Below are 19,498 nucleotides of genomic sequence, written 5' to 3'. Positions count from 1 at the left end.
GCGGTCCCGGCGAAGGACGACGGGCCGGCCGCACCCGTGGTGCGACCGGCCCCCGTGCCCACCAGGGCGGCGGGCGGCTGCCTCAGCGGGTGATGCCCCGGCGACCTCTGCCGCCGGCGACGGCGATGTAGATGCTGATGAAGATCACCGCCGCGATGATCGAGATGATCCAGCGGATCCAGTCGATGCCGCCGGTGTCCCCCACGCCCAGAAGGCCGGCGAGCCAGTAGCCGACCAGGGCACCGAGGGCCCCCAGGATGATCGTCCAGATGATGCCGATGTTCTGGTCGCCCTTCATCACGAGCCGGGCGAGGGCGCCGATGACGGCGCCGAAGATGATGAGGCCGATGAGCTCACCCACTGGGAATCCCCCTCTTCCTTCGTCGTGCCGCACGCTGGCGCGGACGCTGCGTGTGCGGCGTTACTGAGGAAGCGTGGCAGGTCAAGGCCCCGCTCGCACGTCGAGCGCTCGACCGCGCGGGTGCCCCCGGGTCCCGGCGGCCGCGGGAGCCCGGGGTCCTACAGCCCGCGGCCGGTCGCGGTGGCGCGGCGGCCGCCCGGACGGCGCGGCGCGGAGCCGCCCCGGGTGCCCTCGGCGCCACGGCGGGAGCCGCCGTCGCCACCCGGGCGCTCCCCGGTGGTGGAGCTGTAGACCGGGCGGGAGCCGCCGGACCGGCCGGCCGGTGCGGCGGCGCGGCCGCCCTGGCCCGCCGCGGCGTGGCCGGGCTGCGCGGGGCGCCCGCCCCGCCCGCGGCGCCGCCCGGACCGGCCGGAGCCCGTGCCGGGCGCGGCGACGTCCTGGCGGCCGGCCGCCTGGCCGCGGGCGGCCCTGGGCCTGCCGGGCTGCTGGGGCGCGGCCTTGCGCGAGGCGGCCTCGGGCGCGGCGCCCGGCGCGACGTGCGGCGCGACGTCGCCCACCAGGGCGACGACGCGGGCGTCGCGAGCGTCCACCCGGGCCGGCTCGACCTTGATCTTCGCGGCGCGGGCGAGCGACCGGAAGTCGCCGCGCTGCTCGGGCAGCAGGACGGTGACGACGTCGCCGCCGTGCCCGGCACGGGCGGTGCGCCCGGAGCGGTGCAGGTAGGCCTTGTGCTCGGCGGGCGGGTCGACGTGGACGACGAGGTCGACGTCGTCGACGTGGATGCCGCGTGCGGCGATGTCGGTGGCCACCATGACCTTGACAGCCCCCGAGGCGAAGGCCTCCAGTCCCCGCTCGCGCGCGTTCTGGGAGAGGTTGCCGTGCAGCTCCACGGCCGGGACGCCGGCGGCGGTCAGCTGGCGCGCCAGCTTCTTGGCCTGGTGCTTGGTGCGGGTGAACAGCATCCGGCGCGCCGATCCCGAGGCCAGGGCCTGCACCAGGTCGCTCTTCTCCTCCGACGAGGCGACCTCGAAGACGTGGTGCTGCATGGCCGCCACCGGGGAGGCGGCGGAGTCGACGCTGTGGTGCAGCGGCTGGCGGAGGAACTGCTTGACCAGCCGGTCCACGCCGTTGTCGAGGGTGGCGGAGAAGAGCAGCCGCTGGATGCCCGCCGGGGTGGCCCTGAGGATGCGGGTGACGCCCGGCAGGAAGCCGAGGTCCGCCATGTGGTCGGCCTCGTCGAGCACGGTCACGGCGACCGCGTCGAGGTGCACGAGCCGCTGGTTCATCAGGTCCTCGAGCCGCCCGGGGCAGGCGACGACGATGTCGACGCCGCGCTGCAGCGCCTCCACCTGCCGGCCCTGCTTGACGCCGCCGAAGATGGTGGTCACGCGCAGGCCGGCGGCCTGCGCCAGCGGCTCGACCGTCTCGGCGATCTGGGTGGCGAGCTCACGGGTGGGGGCGAGCACCAGGCCGCGGGGGTGGCTGGGGCGGCTGCGCCCGGCGATGGTCTCGCCGGAGGGCACGAGCGCGGCGAGGCGCGCCACGAGCGGCAGGGCGAACGCGAGCGTCTTGCCCGAGCCGGTGCGGCCGCGGCCGAGCACGTCCCGCCCGGCGAGCGTGTCGGGCAGCGTGGCGGTCTGGATGGGGAACGGTGCGGCGATGCCGCGCGACGTCAGCGAGCGCACGAGCTGCGCGGGGACGCCGAGGTCGGCGAAGCCGGGGGTGCCGGCGGGCGTGGCGATGGGCATGGTGGTGGTGTCGAGCACGGAAGCTTCTCTCAGCAGGAGGTCACCGCAGGCATCTCCGCTGACTGCGTCATCGGCGGCGGGGCCGCCGGCGCTGTAGCCGTGCTGTGCGATGTCGGGGGCCCTGGGGCGCGTCCCTGCCGCCAGTATGGCACGGCGGACCGATATGCGGGGCTGTGCCGTCCGATCAGTGACGGGTGCCACGCGGCGGCCCGGCGGCGTTCGGGGCCTCGCCCTCCCGCGAGGCGAGGGCGACGGCGACGCTCACCAGCACCAGGCCGAGCACCTCCCCCGCGGTCGGCACCTGCCGCAGCACCACCAGCCCGACGAGCAGCGACGTGGCGGGCAGCAGCGAGGTGAGCAGCGCGAACGTCGGCGCGGGCAGGCGCGTGAGCGCCACCTGCTCGATGGCGTACGGCACGAGGGAGGACAGCACGCCGACGCCGACCACCCCGAGCAGCAGCGCGGGTGAGCCCACCGCCAGGCCGGCGGTGCGCGCGACCACCGGGGCGAAGACCAGCGCGCCGGCGGCCATGCCCACGGCCAGGGAGTCCAGGCCGCTGCGCCCGGCGGCGATCCTGCGGCCGAGCACGATGTAGGCGGCCCACGCCGCGCCCGCGGCGAGCGCGAAGGCGACGCCCACGCCCGTGCCCGGCTCCGACCAGTCGACGCCCAGGCCCGAGATGGACAGCACGCCGAGCAGCGCCAGGGCGATGGCCACGCGGACCCGCGCCCCGCGCCCGGCGATCGCGGCCACCGCGACGGGCCCGAGGTACTCCAGCGACACCGCGGTGCCCAGCGGCAGGTGGTCGATGGCCACGTAGAAGAGCAGGTTCATCCCCGCGAGGACCACCCCGAAGAGGGCGGACGCGGCCAGGTTGCGGGCCGTCCAGCGGCGCCGCCACGGCCGGCGCCAGGCCAGCAGCAGCACCGCCGAGACGAGCACGCGCCACCACGCCACGGTGGTGGCGGGCATGACGGCGAACAGCCCGACGGCGACCGCCGCTCCCAGGTACTGGCTCAGGCCGGACAGCATGAACAGGGCGGGGGCGGGGACCGGCGCCCGGCGCGGCGCGCTCACCCGAGGACCCCGGTGAGCGCCACCACCACCGGGACGCACAGCAGCGTGCTCAGCAGCACCGTGTCGCGCACCAGCGGGACCGCGCGGCCGTACCGCATCGCGTAGACGAAGACGTTCTGGGCGGTGGGCAGCGCCGCGACGATCACCGTCCCCATCAGCTCGGCGTCGGAGAGGCCGAAGACGAACCGGCCCAGCGCGTAGGCGACGGCGGGCGCGAGGAGGGTCTTCATGGCCACGGCGGTCCACAGCGGCCCGCGGTCCGCGCCCGTGCCGGGCACCGGGGAGCCGCGCAGGGACATGCCGAAGGCGATGAGCATGGTGGGCACGGCCATGTCCGCCGCCAGCTCGACGGGTGCCAGCACCGGGGCGGGCAGCCGCCAGCCGGTGAGGGAGAACAGCAGGCCGAGGGCGACGCCGATGACGAGGGGGTTGCGCACCGGGGTCGTCAGCGCGTTCCCGAGCGACAGCCCACGCCGGCCCGTCTGCATGTCCAGCGCGGTGAAGCCGACGGGCACCATGACGAGCAGCTGCAGGAGCAGCACCGGGGCGATCGGGGCGGCGTTCCCCGAGGCGAAGATGAGGATGGGGATGCCGAGGTTGCCGGCGTTGACGTAGCTGACGCTCAGCGCGCCGAGCGTCACCTCCGCGCCGCGGCGGCGCATGACGAGCCGGGCGACCAGCACGTACAGGACCACCAGCACGAAGGCGGTCAGCACGCTGACCAGCGCGCCGAGGGAGAAGACGTCCGCGACGTCCGCGCGGGCGACCGTGAGGAACATCAGCGCCGGCGTCGCGGCGAAGAAGGTCAGCTTCGACAGCACGACGTCCGCGCCGGGGCCCAGGACGCCGGACCGGGCCAGCAGGTAGCCGAGCGCGATGACGACGGCGAGGGAGGCGAACCCGGTCAGGACAGCTCCCACGCGCACGCCTCCCGTCGGTCGAGCCGCCGGGCCGGGCGGCACGGGCCATCCTCCCACCGGACGCTCGAGGCTCGGAACTTCGGCGGTGGCCCGGGCGGCCCGGACGCGCCACGGATTTCTCGCGGGCGGCGACGGCGCCGTTCCCGGTGGCTCAGCCGAGCCGGACGTCCACGCTCAGCCCGGCGTGGTCGGAGATGCCCAGGTGGTGCGCCCGGCCGGGCCCCGCCGCGGTCACACCGTCGGAGAGCAGGTGGTCGAGCTGCTTGCGGGGCCGGGCGTTGGTGAAGGTGTGGGCGCCCGCCAGGGCCCGCCAGCCCGTCACCGCCGAGACGTCGGCGGGCAGCAGGTTGAGGTCGCCGCCGAGCAGGCGCGGCCCGGGCAGCGTCCCGAGCGCCTGCACGCACCGGGCCAGCTGGCGCCGGGCCGTCTCCGGAACGGTGGACAGGTGCGTGACCGCCACCGACACCGGCCCCTCCGGCGTCCGGATCACGGCGGCGAGGCACACCCTCCGTCCGTCCAGCTGGGGGTACCAGCCGCCGAGGGACCATCCCAGCAGGTCGCCGCGGCGCAGCCGCAGGCCGGCGCCGGGCAGCGGCAGCACGTGCCAGGACCGCACCGGGTACCGGCTCAGCAGCGCCACCCCGTACCCGGCCCCGCGCACCTGGCTGCGGCGCGCCCCGATCCGCAGGCCGGTGACGTTCCCGGCGACGCTGGCGGCGAAGCGGTGGTACGGCATGCCCAGCTCGGCGGCCAGCAGGCGCGCCTGGTCCGCCCGGCCGGACCGCGGCTGGTCCTTGTCGACCTCCTGGAGCAGGACGACGTCGGCGCCCACCGCCGCGAGCTCGCCCGCCGCCTCGCGAAGCGACCGGGCGTCGGGCAGCTGCCCGGCGCGCGGGGCCCCGACCGCGGGCAGCCCGTGCTGGAGGTTGAGGGTGAGGAGCCGCAGCGTCACGAAGCGGCGCCGTCCGGGCTCTCCTCGAAGGTCAGCGAGACGCTGTTCATGCAGAACCGGTCGCCGGTGGGCGTCTGGGGCGCGTCGTCGAAGACGTGGCCCAGGTGCGAGCCGCAGCTGGCGCACCGCACCTCGGTGCGGACCATGCCGTGCGAGCGGTCCTCGAGGAGCTGGACGGCGTCGTTGTCCTTGGGGGCGTAGAAGCTCGGCCAGCCGCAGTGGGCCTCGAACTTCGTGCTGGAGCGGAACAGCTCGGCCCCGCACGCCCGGCAGCGGTAGACGCCCACCCTGTCCTCGTTCAGCAGCTTCCCGGTGAAGGGCCGCTCGGTACCCGCCTCGCGCAGCACGTGGTACTCGAAGGGGTCGAGCTCGGCGCGCCACTGCTCGTCGGTCTTGGAGATCTTCGTCATGGCTCCATGTTGCGCCCCGCACGGCCCTTCGTCACCTCTGCCGGCGTCCGGGCGACGCCGCCACGACCCTCAGTCGCCCCCGTCGCCGCCGTCGCCGCCGCCCGAGTCCTCCGGGGTCGCGTCCTTGCCCTGCAGCTCGCGCGCCCGCCGGCTGTCCTCGGCGGCGCGCTTGCGCTCCGCCTCGAGCTCGCGCTCCTCCATCGCCTCCTCCCCGGGACCGCTGAACGCCTGGGCGCGCTCCTCGGCCTGCGGCGAGCCGGTGAACATGCTCGCCTCGTGCCCGGCGGCCGAGGTGGTGGCCGTGGTCGCCGTCGGGTGCAGCACCGCGGTGCCGGTGGTCTCGCGCTCCGCCCGCGCGGCGCGCTTGCGCATCGACGTGCGGCGCGTGCCGGGGTGCCCCTCGGCCGGGGAGGCGCCGTCGCGCACGACGGGTGTGGCGGCCCCCACCTCGATCACACCGGTCTCCTCCGGGCCGGCCGGGGCGGGAGCCGGGCGGCGGGCGTCGTCGCCGCCCTGGGCGTCAGCGACCGCGCGGCCCTGCGCCGTCGCGTCGGCCCCGGCGCCGTGCTGGGCATGGGACCTCGTGCGTTCGGGCGTGCCGTCGGCCCCGTCGAGGGCGCCGAGCTCCAGCAGCTCGGTCTGGTCCACCGACCCGCGGGAACGACGCTCGGCCCGCCGGCCGAGCCCCTCGCCGCTGCGCAGCCGGCGCTTGTCCTCGCGCTCGGCGCGGCGGCGGGCCCGGCGGGCCGACGCCTCGCGCTCGCGCCGGCGCTCCGGATCCTCGCTCCCGGCGGGGATCAGCAGGGTGTCCGGCTCCGCCTCCGCCTCGGCGGCGCCGTCGAGCTCGGCCAGCTCGTGGATCTCCTCGCGGAGCTCCTTGTACATGGGGTCGGTGCGCCGGTCCGTGAGCTCGACGACCTCCTGCGGCTCGTAACGGGTCCGCGGCAGGGCGTAGGGCGCCACCGTCTGCAGCCAGTCGACGAGGTTCTCGCGCAGGTAGTACTTCAGGTCGGTCAGGGTCGGCGCGTCCTTGCCGGAGACCAGGGCACGCACCTGCAGCCCGCCGCCGGTGGCCCTCTCGACCTGCAGGATGCCCACGCGCTCGTCCCACAGGTCGGTGTGGCGCAGCAGCCGCTCGAGCTCGGCCCGCATGGCGGGGACGGGCACGCGCCAGTCGACGTCGAACTCCACCGTGCCGAGCAGGGCGGGCGCCTGCCGGGTCCAGTTCTCGAACGGCGTGGAGGTGAAGTACGTCGACGGCATGATCATGCGGCGGTCGTCCCACAGCCGCACCACCACGTAGGTGAGGGTGATCTCCTCGATGTGGCCGAACTGGCCCTCGACGATCACGACGTCGTCGACGCGGATGGCATCCGTCATGGCCAGCTGCAGGCCGGCGAAGACGTTGCCGAGGGTCGTCTGCGCGGCCAGGCCCGCGACGACGGAGAGGATGCCCGCCGAGGCCAGGATGCTGGCGCCGGCGGCTCGCATCCCCGGGAAGGTCAGCAGGGTCGCTGCGATGCCGAGGACGACGACGACGACCACGCCGACCCGGCGCAGCACCTGCGCCTGGGTCTGGACCCGCCGGGCCCGCGAGTTGGACCCGGACTCCTTCACGTGCGCGAGCGCGATGTCCTCGACCACGCGGACCATCGCCGCCACGAACCAGGTGCACGCGACGATCAGCGCGATCAGCAGGCCGTGCGTCGCCAGGCTGCGCCAGGCCGGCTCCCGGATGCCCTGCGGCACCGGCACGGCGAGGACCAGCCCCGTCCAGGCGCCGACGATCACCAGGATGGCCTGGAAGGGCCGCCGGCCGCGGCGGGAGATGATGCCGACCACGGGGCGGCGCCGGTTGATCACCCGGGCGATGCCGGTGATCACGTAGCTGAGCAGCAGGGCGGCGACCACCCCTCCGGCGACCCACAGGACCAGGGTCAGGAGGTCGACGGTCACCTGGAGCGTGTCATCGAGCGTGTCGGAGACGGTGTCCTCGAGCGAGTCTGACGTCATGCGTCCCAGGCTACGGAAGCCACCCTGGGCGTTTCCTGGGTGGACCGGCAACGCCCCGTGTCGGACCCGTCACAGGTCCTTGCCGAGGAAGGTCTGCACGTACGGGTTCTCCTCGAACGGGTCCGTCGGCGTGTAGCCGGCGGCCTTGTACAGCGCGATGGCCTCGGTGAGCTCCTCGCTGACGCTGAGCACCGCGCGGCGCCCGCCCAGGGAGCGGGCACGGTTCTCCAGGGCGCGGAGGAGGAACCGGCCCAGGCCCTTGCCGCGCGCATCGGGGGCGAGCCACATGCGGCGCAGCTCGATGTCGCCGGACTCGAGCCGCCGCACCCCGCCGCAGCCGAGCACCCGCCCGGTCGCCAGCTCGGTCAGCAGGAGAAAGTCCCCCCGCGGCGGCGTGACGTCGTCGGGGTCCACCTGCTCGGTCAGGGCGGGGTCGAAGCCGCCGGGCAGGCGCTCGTCCAGCTCGGCGAAGTAGGCGTTCAGGGCGCGCGTGGCGCGCTCGCTGGCGGCCTGGCCCTCGAGGATGCGCACCGGCGGCGTCGACGTCGCCTGCTGGGGGCTCGTCATGCCCCCATGGTGCCCCCGGGCGCCGTCAGGTGCCAGGGGGTGAGACAGATGGAGTTGTGCCGGTTTCGCGCGGGGCCATCCGCGCTCGTCGACTGATCCCGCGCGCGCGACGGCGCGCCCCCCTAGTCTCCCTGCATGGACGGCACCTCCGGGCCGGGCGACCCCGTCTTCGCGCCCGACGCCACCGGCTGGCGCTCCACCCGCCAGGCCCCCTCGGCGCGCACGCCCGGCGGCATGCCGGACGCCGTGGCGGGCGCCGCGCACGGCCGGCCGCGGATCTGCGTGCTCGCCCCCACCCCGCTGCTGGCCGTGGAGATCGCCGACCCCCAGGGAGTCCCCGGCCGCTCCGACTACCAGGCGGACGTCCATCTCCATCCGGGCGGTCAGGGCCTGTGGGTGGCGCGCATGGCCGTCTCGCTGGGGGCGGACGTCACGGTCTGTGGGCCCTTCGGCGGGGAGATCGGCCCGCTCGTCGCGCAGATGCTGAGCACCGACAAGCTCACGATCCACGGCGTCACCTACAACGGTGGCAACGGCGCCTACGTGTACGACCTGCGCGGGGAGGACCGCGAGATCGTCGCGCACATGCCGCCGTTCGCGCTCAACCGGCACGAGCTCGACGACCTCTACGGCACCGTGCTCGTGGACGCGCTGGAGGCGGACGTGCTCGTCGTGACCGGCTCGGAGCCGGAGGACGTGGTGCCGGCGAGCTTCTTCGGGCGCATCGTGCGGGACCTGCGCTCGGCGGGGTACCCCGTTGTGGCGGACCTGTCCGGCGAAGCCGCCGTCGCCGCCGCGAAGGCCGGCCCCAACGTGCTGAAGATGAGCCACGAGGAGGTCTGCGGGGCGGGCCTGGCGCCGGACGCGGACCCGACGTCGCTGGTCGCCGTCGCGGAGCGGCTGGTGGCCGACGGGGTCGGGGCGATGGTGATCTCCCGCGCCCAGGACCCCTCGCTCCTGGTCACCGCGGACGGCGTGTACGAGGCGGAGGGCCCGGTGATGACGCCGCTGGACCACCGCGGCGCCGGCGACTCGATGACGGCGGGGATCGCCGTCGGGCTCGGCCGGGGGCTGGACATCACCGACGCCGTCCGGCTCGGGGCCGCCGCCGGCGCGCTCAACGTGACCCGCCGAGGCCTGGGCACCGGGCGCCGGGACCAGATCGAGCGCTTCGCCCAGCGCATCACCATCCGCGCGATGGCGTAGCGCGGGCGTGGAAGGGCCTCCTCGTCGATGATGGTGGGAGCGCCTCGAGGATCTGAAGGAGATGGTCAACGGTGCGGGTTCTCGTCACCAACGACGACGGCATCGCCTCCCCCGGCCTGACGGTGCTGGCGCAGGCGGCGCTCGAAGCCGGGCACGAGGTCGTCGTGGCCGCGCCCCACCGGCAGTACTCCGGTGCGAGCGCGTCGCTCACGGCGCAGGAGGAGGACGGGCAGTTGGTGCTCGTGGACGAGCGGCCACCCGGCCTGCCCGACGACGTCCAGTCCTTCGGGGTCAAGGCGGCCCCCGCGCTCATCACGTTCGTCGCCTCCTTCGGCGCGTTCGGCCCCAAGCCCGACGTCGTGCTCAGCGGCATCAACCTCGGCGCCAACACCGGCCGCGCGACCCTGCACTCCGGGACGGTGGGGGCGGCTCTCTCCGCCTCGGCGCACCAGATCCGCGCCATGGCGGTGTCGATCTCCTCCGCCAAGCCGCAGCACTGGGACACGGCCCAGGAGGTCTCCGCGCGGGCCCTGCACTGGCTGGTCGAGCAGCCCTGGCACGACCGGGTGCTCAACATCAACGTGCCGGACGTCGCCCCGGACCGGCTCCGCGGCCTGCGCGCGGCCCCGCTGGCCAGCTTCGGTGCCGTGCAGGCGCGGGTGAAGGAGAAGGGCTCGGGCTACGTCCAGCTCACCTACTCGGGCGTGGAGGCGGAGGAGGAGCCCGGCACCGACCACTACCTCCTGGCCCGCGGCTGGGCGACGGTCAGCATGGTGCGCGCCCCGGTGGACGACGACAGCGACATCGTGCTCCCCGCCTTCGACGGGGCGGTGGCCGAGGCGGAGGGGCTCGTCGAGGTCAGCACGGGCACGGTGATGTCCTCCGGCGCGGACGCCGTGGCGGGCGAGGTCGCCGAGGACGAGGAGGTCTGAGCGGCGACGCCGGTACGTCAGGCCCAGCCCAGCTCGTGGAGGCGCTCGTCGTCGATGCCGAAGTGGTGCGCGACCTCGTGCACGACCGTGACGGCCACCTCCTCCACGACCTCCTCGGCCGAGTCGCACATCCGCAGCGTCGGCCCGCGGAAGATCGTGATGCGGTCCGGCAGCGACCCGGCCCACCACGAGTCCCGCTCCGTGAGCGGGGTGCCCTCGTAGATGCCCAGCAGGTCGTCCTCCTCGCCCTGGAGCTGCTCCGCCGTCGGCTCGTCCTCGACGAGGACGACCACGTTGTCCATCCGGTCCGCCAGCTCGACGGGGATGAGGTCCAGCGCGTCCGAGACGGCCTCCTCGAAGGCCTCGCGCGTCATCTCCACCACGCCACCATCCTGCCCCCCGGGGCCCGGCACGGGGGTGACCGGAAGCACAGTCTCCCGATTTTGCTCCCGGCCCCACCTTCCCCATATGCTTACCGAGGTCTTGGGGCGCTCCGGCGTCACGGGCGTCCACTGCAAGAACGGGCCCCCATCGTCTAGCGGCCTAGGACCCCGCCCTTTCACGGCGGTAGCACGGGTTCGAATCCCGTTGGGGGTACGCTCCAGCAGGACCACAACTTCATAGCAGTACCAGGCTCCACGCCTCACACGAGGCCCCGTAGCGCAGTTGGTTAGCGCGCCGCCCTGTCACGGCGGAGGTCGCGGGTTCAAGTCCCGTCGGGGTCGCCGGTACGGACGCCCGGTCTCAGGACCGGGCGTTCGTGTCAGGGCTCTGTAGCTCAGTTGGTAGAGCGTTCGACTGAAAATCGAAAGGTCACCGGATCGACGCCGGTCGGAGCCACCTCGGAAGGCCCCGCACTTGTGTGCGGGGCCTTCGCGCGTCTCCGGTGAGTCCGCACGCCGCGGCCCTTCGCGCTTCCGCTCGCCCGTCGTCGTGCGGCCGTTCACCCGTCCCCGCGCCACGCCACCACGCCGCCGTCGCCGTGGACCGTCCCCGCCCCGCCGTCGGGACGCGGGGGACGGCGGTGGGCGACAATCGCCACATGGGCAGGCACAGGGCCGGCGGGCCACCCGACGGCGCCGGCGCGCGCGCGGTGGGCGTGGCCCCGGCAACGAGCACGGTCGCGGCCGCGAGCGCGACGTCGGGCGGCGCGGTCACCGCCGCCGGTCCCGTTCCGGCGGGCGCCGGGCGGCCCGGGCCGCGCGCCGCCACCGCGGCACGCCCGGGCGTCGCCTTCGCGCCCGGCGGGGAGGTCATCGCCTCGGCGCGCGGCCTGACGAAGGTCTACGGCGCCGGCCCGACGCAGGTCCGCGCCCTCGACGGCGTGGACGTCGACCTCGGCCGCGGCGCCCTGACGGCGGTCATGGGCCCGTCGGGCTCGGGCAAGTCGACCCTCATGCACTGCATGGCCGGGCTGGACTCGCCCACGGCCGGCTCCGTCGTCGTGGACGGCGTGGAGATCTCCCGGATGAACCAGCGCCAGCTGACCAAGCTGCGCCGCACCCGCATCGGCTTCGTCTTCCAGGCCTACAACCTCGTGCCCACCCTCACCGCGGCCGAGAACATCCGCCTGCCGCTGGACATCGCCCGGCGCCCGGTGGACAAGGCGCACTTCGACTCCGTGGTCCGGGCCGTCGGCCTGGAGGACCGGCTGCACCACCGGCCCTCGGAGCTCTCCGGCGGCCAGCAGCAGCGGGTCGCGTGCGCCCGTGCCCTGATCGCCGAGCCGTCGGTGGTCTTCGCGGACGAGCCCACCGGCAACCTCGACTCCCGGGCGGCCGCGGAGGTCCTCGCCTTCCTGCGCCGCAGCGTCGACGACCTGGGCCACTCGGTCGTCATGGTGACGCACGAGCCGAGCGCGGCCGCCTATGCGCACCGCGTCATCTTCCTCGCCGACGGGCGCATCGAGGCCGAGCTGCTCCGCCCGGACGAGGCGACGATCCTGGAGGCCCTGGGCGCGCTCAGCGCCGCCCGGGAGCGCCGGCGCGGCGCCTGATGCTCCGCGTCGCCCTGCGCGAGATCCGCGCCCACCTCGGCCGCTTCCTCCTCAGCGTGCTCGCCGTGACGCTGGGAATCGCGTTCGTCACCGGCACGTTCTCGCTGCGCGCCATGCTGGCCGACACCTTCGGCTCGATCATCGCCTCCACCACCCAGGGCGACCTGTACCTGCGCGGCGCCGAGCCCGCCGTGCCCGACGGCGCGGCCGGCGAGGGCGGCGGCGCCCCGGAGGCGCCCGGCGGCACCCTGACGGAGGCCCGCGCCCCGGTCCCGCTGACGCTGGCCGAGCAGGTCGCCGACGTCGACGGCGTGGAGCAGGCGGTGCCCGACCTGCTCGGCACCGTCGTCCTCATCGGCGCGGACGGGCAGGCGGTGGTCAACGGGCAGGCGCCGTCGCTGGGCAGCGCCGTGCGTGAGAACGACCCCTCGGCCACCTTCGTCGCGGGCCGCGCCCCGCGGGACGCGGGCGAGATCGCGCTGGAGACCACGACCCGCGAGGCCTCGGGCCTGGAGATCGGCGACGCCACCCAGGTCGTGGTGGGCAACGGCCAGCTGCGCGACGTCACGGTCGTCGGCGAGGTGACCTACGGCAACCCGATGGTCGGCACGACCCTGGTGCTGGTCGACCCCGCGACCGGGGCGGCCGCCTTCGCGCCGCAGGGGCTGGTCCCGCAGGTGGCCATCTTCGCCGAGGAGGGCACCGACCTCGCCGCGCTCGAGGACCGGGTGGCCGCGGAGGTCGCGGACAGCGCCGTCGAGGTCGTCACCGGCGAGCGCATGCGGGAGGAGGCCACGGACGCCGTCAACCGGCTGCTCGGGTTCCTCGGCACGTTCCTGCTCGTGTTCGCCCTCATCTCGCTGTTCGTCGGCGCGTTCATCATCGCCAACACCTTCGCCATGGCCGTGCGCCAGCGCCAGCGGGAGTTCGCGCTGCTTCGCGCGGTGGGCGCCTCCCCCGGCCAGGTGCTCCTCACCGTGCTGGGCCAGGCGAGCGTCGTCGGGATCGTGGGCTCGGCGGCCGGCATCGCCGGCGGCATCGGGCTCATCGCCCTGGTGCGCAGCTGGCTCGGGTCGATGGGCATGGAGCTCGCCGGGGACGTCGTGATCACGGGCGGGCAGGCGGTCGCCGTCGTCGTCCTGGGCGCCGGCATGTCCCTGGTGGCCGCGCTCGTGCCCGCCCGGCGCGCGGCCGGCACCCCGCCGGTGGAGGCCATGCGCGACGACGTGGTCGTGGTCGAGCGGTCCCTGCGGCTGCGGGCGGTCGTCGGCGCCGTCGCCCTCGCCGGGGGCGTGGCGGCCACCGTGTGGTCGGTGCAGGAGGGTAACCAGCGGGCGGGCACCTGGCTCGGCGTGGGCGCCGGCGCGGTGCTGCTCGGGATGCTCGCCGTCTCCCCCGCCATCGCCCGCGCGGTGCTCGCCGGGCTGGCCGTGCCCTTCGTGGCCCTGGCCCGGCCCATGGGCCGGCTCGCCCGCGGGAACGTCACCCGCAACCCCCGCCGCACCGCCAGCACCGCGGGGGCGCTGATGATCGGCATGGCGCTGGTCGGCGCGTGCGCCGTGCTCGCCGAGTCCGCCCAGGCCTCCACCAGCGCCATCGTGGCCACCGAGTCGCGGGCGGACTTCTGGGTGCAGTCGGCGACGCGGGCGGTGCCGCCGCAGGTGGCCACGGACATCGCCGCCGTGCCGCAGGTGGGGCGGGCGGACACGGTCACCCTCGGGCGGGTGACCCTGACCGGGCCGGACGGCGCCTCGGAGGCCTTCCGCGCCGCGGGGCTGCCGGCGGACGCCCTCGGCGAGACCATCCAGGTGGCCGTGGTCGACGGCGACCTCGGCGGCCTGGCGGACGGCGAGCTGGCGGTCGCGCGCACGGCGGCCGTGCAGCACGGCTGGCAGGTCGGCGACACCTTCACCGTCCCCACCGCGGACGGGCCGCGAGAGGCCCCGGTGACGGCGGTCGTGGAGTCCCAGCTGCTGGCCGCGCCGGTGGTGATGGACGCCGGGCTGTTCCGCGCCGCGGTGCCCGCGAACGAGACGTCGGTGCTCGCCGTGCTGGTCGACGGCGCCCCGGGGGTGGCGTCGGAGGACCTGCGGGCGGCGCTGGACGCCGTCGTCGAGCCGTACGCCGTGCTGACCGTCCAGGACGCCGAGGAGCTCACGAGCTCCCTCGCCGAGCAGGTGGAGCGGGCGATGGTGATCCTGTACGCCCTGCTCGGGCTGAGCGTCGTCATCGCGGTGCTCGGCATCGTCAACACCCTCGCCCTGGCGGTCATCGAGCGCACCCGCGAGATCGGGCTGATGCGCGCCGTCGGGCTCGGCCGGCTCCAGCTCGCCGCCACGATCGTCATCGAGTCCGTGCTGACGGCGGTGTACGGCACCGTCCTCGGCGTGGCCGTCGGCGTGGGGCTCGCCTCCGCGCTGCCCAGCGTCTTCGCCGACCAGGGGCTCACCGAGCTCGCGATCCCCTGGGACCTGCTCGCGGTGATGGTGCTGCTCTCGGGCGTGGTGGGGGTGGTGGCGGCGGTGCTGCCGGCGTGGCGGGCGACGTCGCTGCCGGTGCTGCAGGCCGTGGCCGACGAGTAGCGGGCGGCGGCCCGGTTCGACGGCGAGGCAGGAACAGGACCACCCCCAGGTAGAACACAAGCGGCGAGGTAGAACGCGAGCGCCGAGGTAGAACGTTGTGGCGTTCTACCTCGGCGCTGCCGTTCTACCTCGGCGCTGCCGTTCTACGTGGCCGGTCCGCCGACGCGGGCACGGCCCGGGCTACCGGCCGCGCTCGCCCTCCACCCAGGCGTGGTCCGGCGCCTCGCCGGGCAGCACGTCGAGCCCGACCAGGACCGGGTCGTGGTCGGAGGACCGGAACGGAGTCGGCTCGTACAGGTCCAGCACGTTGTAGTTCGCCCGGCTGTACTCCAGCGCGATGGACTCCCCGGAGTTGATGTTCCAGATGTCCGCACCCGTGACCAGCCCGAGCGCGGCTTCGTTGGCGAAGACGTGGTCCAGGGAGCCGACCATGCCGTCGAAGGAGTAGGTGTCCTCCGTGGTCATCGTCTGGCCGACGTTGGTGTAACCCGCCTCGGCCAGCACGGCGAGCGGGTCCTCGGCCGTGTAGGCGTTGAAGTCCCCCACGAGGAACACCGGGGTGTCCGCGCCGTAGAGGTCGTCGGCGAAGGCGGCCAGCGCCTCGGCCTGCTCGACGCGGTCGGCGTTGGACCTGCCCTGCCCCTCGTCCACCTCGTTGCCCGGGCCCTCGCCGGACCCCTTGGACTTGAAGTGGTTGGTGATGACGGCGAGCTCGGCGCCCTGGGGCCGGCCGCCGGGGTTCAGCGCCCGGAAGGTCTGGGCCAGCGGCTGGCGGGCGTTGTCGAACGCGGGGTCGTCCAGGATCACCGACTCGCCCACCGGCACCACCCGGGCGGAGCGGTAGATGAAGGCGTTGCGGATGACGTCCTCGCCCTCGGGCACCACGGACGGGGAGGGCACGTAGGCCCAGGTGCCGGCGCCGGCGGCCGCGTTGAGCGCGGCGGTGAGGGTGGCCAGGGCCTCGTCGCGGTCGCCGTCGAAGTGGATCGAGTTCTCGATCTCCTCCAACGCGACGATCTCCGCGTCCAGGGCGTTGATCGCGGCCACGATCTTGGCCTCCTGCTGCTCGAGGCTGTCCTCGTCGTAGGCGCCGCGGACGTCGCAGTAGTCGGTGGTGGTCTCCTCGCCCTCGCGGTCGACGTAGGCGTCGCAGCCGGGCTCGTCCTCACCCAGGGAGGTGAAGTAGTTGAGCACGTTGAACGAGGCGATCTGGATGTCGCCGCCGACCTGCTGCGGGGCGGCCTCGCGGGTGTTCTCGAAGGTCGCGGGCGCCGCGCCGTTGTCGCCGGTCACCTGGGTGGCCGGCTGGAAGTTCCACTGGAAGCGGTGGTCCAGGATCACCGGGTCCGTGAACGTGACCGCGGCGCCCACCCGGACCGGGTTCTCCAGGCTGACGTACGGCAGCGGCGTCTCGTGGTAGTCGCGGTTGAAGTTCGTGTAGTCCCAGCTCGCGCCGTCGTCGAGGGAGACGGCCCGGGCGGCGTTGTCCGCGACGACCGCGGCGTAGCCGGCCGGGTCGGTCACCGGGTTGGCGATCTCGCTGGGGGTGTGCAGCGGCTCCTCGCCGGCGGCGAGCCCCACCAGGCCGTAGCGGTTGGTGGAGTACGTGTCGGTCACCGTGTACGCGCCCTGCGGGGCGACGAGCATGCCCTCGAAGTCCTCACGCTCCGCGTCGGTGCCGGGGAAGGCGATCTCGGCGGGCACGACGGGCGCGACCTCCTCGTCCAGCACCGTCCACTCGGGGGAGACGATCTCGGTCAGTCCGAGGTACTCGTCCACCTCGCCGGTAACCTCGAGGTGGTCGCCGACCTGCACCGCGCCGGCGATCCCCGAGCCGTAGACGAACACGCCGTGCGAGGCGTCGTGCCCGGCGAGGTCGCCGCCGGTGCCGGGCGTCTGGACGTACACGCCGTCGAAGCCGCCGGTGGGGTACGCGGCGGTGACGACACCCCGGGTGACGACCTCCCGGCCCACGAACGGCGAGGCGTCCCCGGTGCCCTGGATCTCGGCGATGGTGACCTCGGTCGGCTCCGCCGGCTCGGGGTCGCCGCCGCCGGTGCCCCCGGAGCCCTGTGGCGTCACCTCGGTGACGAACGAGAAGTCCGCGCCGTTGTCGTCGGTGTCCGCACCGTCGATGCGCGCCAGCGAACCGACCGTCCCGGTGCCCCTCCCGGCCGGCGCCGGCGTGCCCTCGTACGTGTTGGCGGAGCCGTACCCGACCAGGTCCACGACCCCGGGCGCGCCGGCGGCGTCGCCGGTGGGGATCGTGGCGCCCGTGGTGCCCTCGGCCAGCAGCAGCACGCCGTTGGCGCCGCCCGGGTTGAGGCTCGTCTGCAGATCTGGAGAAGGCAGGGCTTCACCGTTGCTGCTGTTCGCCCCTCCCTGGACCAGGAAGTAGCCGCCGGCGGCGATGGTGCCGCTCAGCGGGACGACGCTCCAGGTGGTGCCGGTCGCCGACTTGTACTGGAGGCTCAGCCCGGTGAGCTCCACCGGCGCGTCGGTGGGGTTGTAGAGCTCCACGAACTTGTTGGTGTACGGCTGGCCGGCGCTGCCGCCGACGAGGTACGCCTCGTTGATGACCACGCCGCTGCCGTCGGGCGCGGCGAAGGCCGGCACGGCGCCGGCGACGGGAGCGAGGACGACGGCGCCCGCGACGGCAGCCGCCGCACCCGCCTTCCTGCTCGGGGACAGACGGGACAGCAGGCTCACGGCCACTCCTTCATGCGCCGGCGCACCGGCGGGCTCGAACGCGGGTGCCCCCGCACACGTTGGTCCTCCCCCACGGGGGAGGCACGAGTCATGATTCAGACGGGTCAACCCGGGGTCAAGGAAAAGCGCGCGCTACCGCCCGAATTTTCATCCACAGGTCATCCGCCGGACACCCGCCGCCCCAGCACCCGTGCCCGCCCCGGGCGGCGCGGGCCGCGATCGCCCGGCCCGGCGCGCCTACGGCCGGTCACAATCGTGAAACCCTGGGGCGATGGGCGTGCACGCCCGGCCCGAGACCGCAATCATGAGGTGTTCGGGCCGGATCGCCCGCAAGCGACTGGGCGCCGGTGACGGCGCTGACGAGGAGACGATCGCGGTGAGCACATCCGCACAGCACCAGACCACCCCGGTGGTCGAGGCCACGAAGGTCGAGGGGCCCGGGAGGGGGCGCAGCGTCGGCGAGCTGATCGCCACGGTGTCCGAGCAGCTCTCGCGCCTGATCCGGGACGAGCTGCAGCTGGCGCAGATCCAGCTGGCGGAGAAGGGCAAGCGGCTCGGCACCGGTGCCGGCTTCCTCGGCGCCGCCGGCGTCGTCGCCCTCTACGCCGTGGGCGTGCTGCTGGCGGCTGCCATCCTGGGGCTGGCCACGGTGCTGCCGGCCTGGCTCTCCGCGCTCATCGTCGGCGTGGTGCTGCTCATCGTGGCGGGGATCGCCGCGCTGCTGGGCAAGAAGAAGATCGACGCCTCCAAGCGGTTCGCGCCGAAGCCCCAGGAGGGCCTCAAGGACGACCTCGAGGCCGTGAAGAAGGGGATCCAGAGGTGAACGACCAGCGCAAGCGCTCCGCGGAGGAGATCGAGGCCGACATCGCCAGGGCGCGGCTCGAGCTGACCAGCACGGTCGACGAGCTGAGTGACCGCCTCGACCCGCGCGCGCAGCTGGACGCCGCCCGGTCCGCCGCCACGGCGAAGGCTCAGACCTTCGCCGGCGACGTCAAGAAGGGCGAGCCGAAGGCGGTCGCGATCGTCGGCGGCGCGCTCGCGTTCATCGGTCTCATGATCGTCGGGGCGGCGCGCCGAGGGCGCTGACGCCCCGGCCCCGCGACGTGATGGCGCGCCCGCAAGGGCGCGCCGTAGTCCGTCGTGGCGTCCCGCGCCGCGGCTCTCAGTGCAGCGACTCCTGGCGCCCGTCGTCGGTGAGTCCGCCGGCGGCGAGCAGCTCTTCCACCTCGCTGCGGCGGAAGCGCCGGTGGCCGCCGAGCGTGCGGATCGAGGAAATCTTCCCGGCGTTCGCCCAGCGCGTCACGGTCTTCGGGTCGACGCGGAACCGTGCCGCCACCTCGGACGGCGTGAGCAGCTGCCCGGTGGCGCCATCGGTCGTGGCCATGGCTTCCTCCCTCCTCCTCGGCCGCGCGCTACGTGCGCGCCGCAGGAGCTCAGCCAATCACGCGCCCGGCAGGCGCAGCCGGGCCCATGGTCCCGACAATCTGGACTGTTGCGGCGTAACTTCTGCCACACGCCGGAGGTCTCCCCCGCAACCAACCGGCGGCATGGCGCCCCTCGAGGACCCGGCCCGACGCGGCGCCGACGCGCGCGGCGACGGATGCGCACGCAGGAATGGCTGTAAGGCACTTCGACCATGTAGCGTGGCCCCACGACAAAGATGACCACATACGCGGGGCCGCACCAGCAGGTGCCTGCCCCGGTTCTACGTTGGAGGGGGTCGACGCCATGGGGCGCGGCCGTCAAAAGGCCAAGCAGACGAAGGTCGCTCGGAAGCTGAAGTACTTCAGCCCCGAGACCGACTACCGGGCTCTCGAGAAGGAGCTCGCGTCGCGCACTGACGACGTAGACAGCGACTACGAGCGGATCCCTCCGGCAACGGACGACTGGGACGAGGACTGGGACGTCCCGTCCGCTCGCTGACCCCTCCACCGGCCTCGGTCGGCGCCGGGGCCTGATGTCGTGAATCACGGTCGGTCTCAGTGAGGTTCTGGCCTGCCCACCTGCCGGGTGCACACCCGGCG

At 74.5% G+C, this 19,498-nt stretch carries 18 protein-coding genes and 3 tRNA genes; 10 read left to right on the top strand and 11 right to left on the bottom strand.

All coding sequences use genetic code 11. The annotated features are described in order from the left end of the window. Window positions 1-82: 82 nt before the first annotated feature. The 8 genes from ACF0H8_RS04425 to ACF0H8_RS04390 form a co-directional block, all read right to left on the bottom strand. Window positions 83-361, bottom strand: coding sequence for a GlsB/YeaQ/YmgE family stress response membrane protein (locus tag ACF0H8_RS04425; RefSeq protein ID WP_395287777.1), 279 nt, complete (start codon window positions 359-361; stop codon window positions 83-85). A gap of 158 nt (window positions 362-519) precedes the next feature. Further along, window positions 520-2,127, bottom strand: a complete 1,608-nt coding sequence (locus ACF0H8_RS04420) for a DEAD/DEAH box helicase (protein WP_395287776.1) — start codon at window positions 2,125-2,127, stop codon at window positions 520-522. A 166-nt stretch (window positions 2,128-2,293) separates the two neighbouring features. Further along, window positions 2,294-3,187 carry an EamA family transporter gene (locus tag ACF0H8_RS04415; RefSeq protein ID WP_395287775.1) on the bottom strand — a complete coding sequence of 298 codons (894 nt, stop codon included), beginning with the start codon at window positions 3,185-3,187 and terminating at the stop codon, window positions 2,294-2,296. Further along, a complete protein-coding gene (locus ACF0H8_RS04410; protein ID WP_395287774.1) occupies window positions 3,184-4,107 on the bottom strand; it encodes an AEC family transporter in 924 nt (307 codons plus the stop codon). Before ACF0H8_RS04410 ends, ACF0H8_RS04415 begins: the two co-directional genes overlap by 4 nt. 151 nt (window positions 4,108-4,258) lie before the next feature. Further along, a complete protein-coding gene (locus ACF0H8_RS04405; protein ID WP_395287773.1) occupies window positions 4,259-5,059 on the bottom strand; it encodes an endonuclease/exonuclease/phosphatase family protein in 801 nt (266 codons plus the stop codon). Beyond that, window positions 5,056-5,469: a peptide-methionine (R)-S-oxide reductase MsrB gene (gene msrB / locus ACF0H8_RS04400; protein WP_395287772.1), complete on the bottom strand. Its 414-nt coding sequence runs from the start codon at window positions 5,467-5,469 to the stop codon at window positions 5,056-5,058. The genes ACF0H8_RS04405 and msrB overlap by 4 nt, the downstream gene beginning before the upstream one ends. A 69-nt stretch (window positions 5,470-5,538) precedes the next feature. Continuing rightward, the gene (locus ACF0H8_RS04395; RefSeq protein ID WP_395287771.1) at window positions 5,539-7,482 is read right to left on the bottom strand and encodes a mechanosensitive ion channel family protein; all 1,944 of its coding nucleotides are present in this window, start codon (window positions 7,480-7,482) and stop codon (window positions 5,539-5,541) included. 69 nt (window positions 7,483-7,551) lie between these two features. After that, a complete protein-coding gene (locus ACF0H8_RS04390) occupies window positions 7,552-8,049 on the bottom strand; it encodes a GNAT family N-acetyltransferase (protein ID WP_395287770.1) in 498 nt (165 codons plus the stop codon). Between the two features lie 135 nt (window positions 8,050-8,184). Here ACF0H8_RS04390 and ACF0H8_RS04385 point away from each other — a divergent pair, with 135 nt between their 5' ends. Both ACF0H8_RS04385 and surE read left to right on the top strand, forming a co-directional pair. After that, window positions 8,185-9,255, top strand: a complete 1,071-nt coding sequence (locus ACF0H8_RS04385; protein WP_395287769.1) for a 1-phosphofructokinase family hexose kinase — start codon at window positions 8,185-8,187, stop codon at window positions 9,253-9,255. A gap of 71 nt (window positions 9,256-9,326) precedes the next feature. After that, the gene (gene surE, locus ACF0H8_RS04380; protein ID WP_395287768.1) at window positions 9,327-10,187 is read left to right on the top strand and encodes a 5'/3'-nucleotidase SurE; all 861 of its coding nucleotides are present in this window, start codon (window positions 9,327-9,329) and stop codon (window positions 10,185-10,187) included. Between the two features lie 17 nt (window positions 10,188-10,204). Here surE and ACF0H8_RS04375 read toward each other — a convergent pair whose 3' ends face one another. After that, window positions 10,205-10,561: a metallopeptidase family protein gene (locus ACF0H8_RS04375; RefSeq protein WP_395290805.1), complete on the bottom strand. Its 357-nt coding sequence runs from the start codon at window positions 10,559-10,561 to the stop codon at window positions 10,205-10,207. 150 nt (window positions 10,562-10,711) lie between these two features. Here ACF0H8_RS04375 and ACF0H8_RS04370 point away from each other — a divergent pair. The 5 genes from ACF0H8_RS04370 (at window position 10,712) to ACF0H8_RS04350 (ending at window position 14,765) form a co-directional block, all read left to right on the top strand. Beyond that, window positions 10,712-10,784: transfer RNA gene (locus tag ACF0H8_RS04370), tRNA-Glu, on the top strand. A gap of 54 nt (window positions 10,785-10,838) precedes the next feature. Beyond that, window positions 10,839-10,912, top strand: a tRNA-Asp gene (locus ACF0H8_RS04365). A 42-nt stretch (window positions 10,913-10,954) separates the two neighbouring features. Next, a tRNA-Phe gene (locus ACF0H8_RS04360) sits at window positions 10,955-11,027 on the top strand. 202 nt (window positions 11,028-11,229) lie between these two features. After that, a complete protein-coding gene (locus tag ACF0H8_RS04355; RefSeq protein WP_395287767.1) occupies window positions 11,230-12,183 on the top strand; it encodes an ABC transporter ATP-binding protein in 954 nt (317 codons plus the stop codon). Next, window positions 12,183-14,765: an ABC transporter permease gene (locus ACF0H8_RS04350; protein ID WP_395287766.1), complete on the top strand. Its 2,583-nt coding sequence runs from the start codon at window positions 12,183-12,185 to the stop codon at window positions 14,763-14,765. The genes ACF0H8_RS04355 and ACF0H8_RS04350 overlap by 1 nt, the downstream gene beginning before the upstream one ends. 180 nt (window positions 14,766-14,945) lie before the next feature. Here ACF0H8_RS04350 and ACF0H8_RS04345 read toward each other — a convergent pair whose 3' ends face one another. Continuing rightward, entirely contained in the window at window positions 14,946-17,474 is a 2,529-nt protein-coding gene (locus ACF0H8_RS04345; protein WP_395287765.1) for an ExeM/NucH family extracellular endonuclease, read from the bottom strand. 376 nt (window positions 17,475-17,850) lie between these two features. Here ACF0H8_RS04345 and ACF0H8_RS04340 point away from each other — a divergent pair, with 376 nt between their 5' ends. Next, a complete protein-coding gene (locus tag ACF0H8_RS04340; RefSeq protein WP_395287764.1) occupies window positions 17,851-18,297 on the top strand; it encodes a phage holin family protein in 447 nt (148 codons plus the stop codon). Then, window positions 18,294-18,560, top strand: a complete 267-nt coding sequence (locus tag ACF0H8_RS04335) for a DUF3618 domain-containing protein (RefSeq protein ID WP_395287763.1) — start codon at window positions 18,294-18,296, stop codon at window positions 18,558-18,560. Before ACF0H8_RS04340 ends, ACF0H8_RS04335 begins: the two co-directional genes overlap by 4 nt. Before the next feature lie 76 nt (window positions 18,561-18,636). On the opposite strand, the gene ACF0H8_RS04330 is transcribed toward ACF0H8_RS04335, so the two are convergent. Then, entirely contained in the window at window positions 18,637-18,858 is a 222-nt protein-coding gene (locus ACF0H8_RS04330) for a BldC family transcriptional regulator (RefSeq protein ID WP_395287762.1), read from the bottom strand. Between the two features lie 344 nt (window positions 18,859-19,202). Here ACF0H8_RS04330 and ACF0H8_RS04325 point away from each other — a divergent pair, with 344 nt between their 5' ends. Continuing rightward, the gene (locus tag ACF0H8_RS04325; RefSeq protein WP_395290804.1) at window positions 19,203-19,397 is read left to right on the top strand and encodes a DUF3073 domain-containing protein; all 195 of its coding nucleotides are present in this window, start codon (window positions 19,203-19,205) and stop codon (window positions 19,395-19,397) included. The last annotated feature ends 101 nt before the right edge of the window (window positions 19,398-19,498 follow it).

Source organism: Georgenia sp. AZ-5, assembly GCF_043952095.1.
In the GTDB taxonomy this organism is placed as follows: Bacteria; Actinomycetota; Actinomycetes; order Actinomycetales; family Actinomycetaceae; genus Georgenia.
Note: the sequence above shows the minus strand (reverse complement) of the source record. Positions and strands in the feature narration are given on the sequence as shown.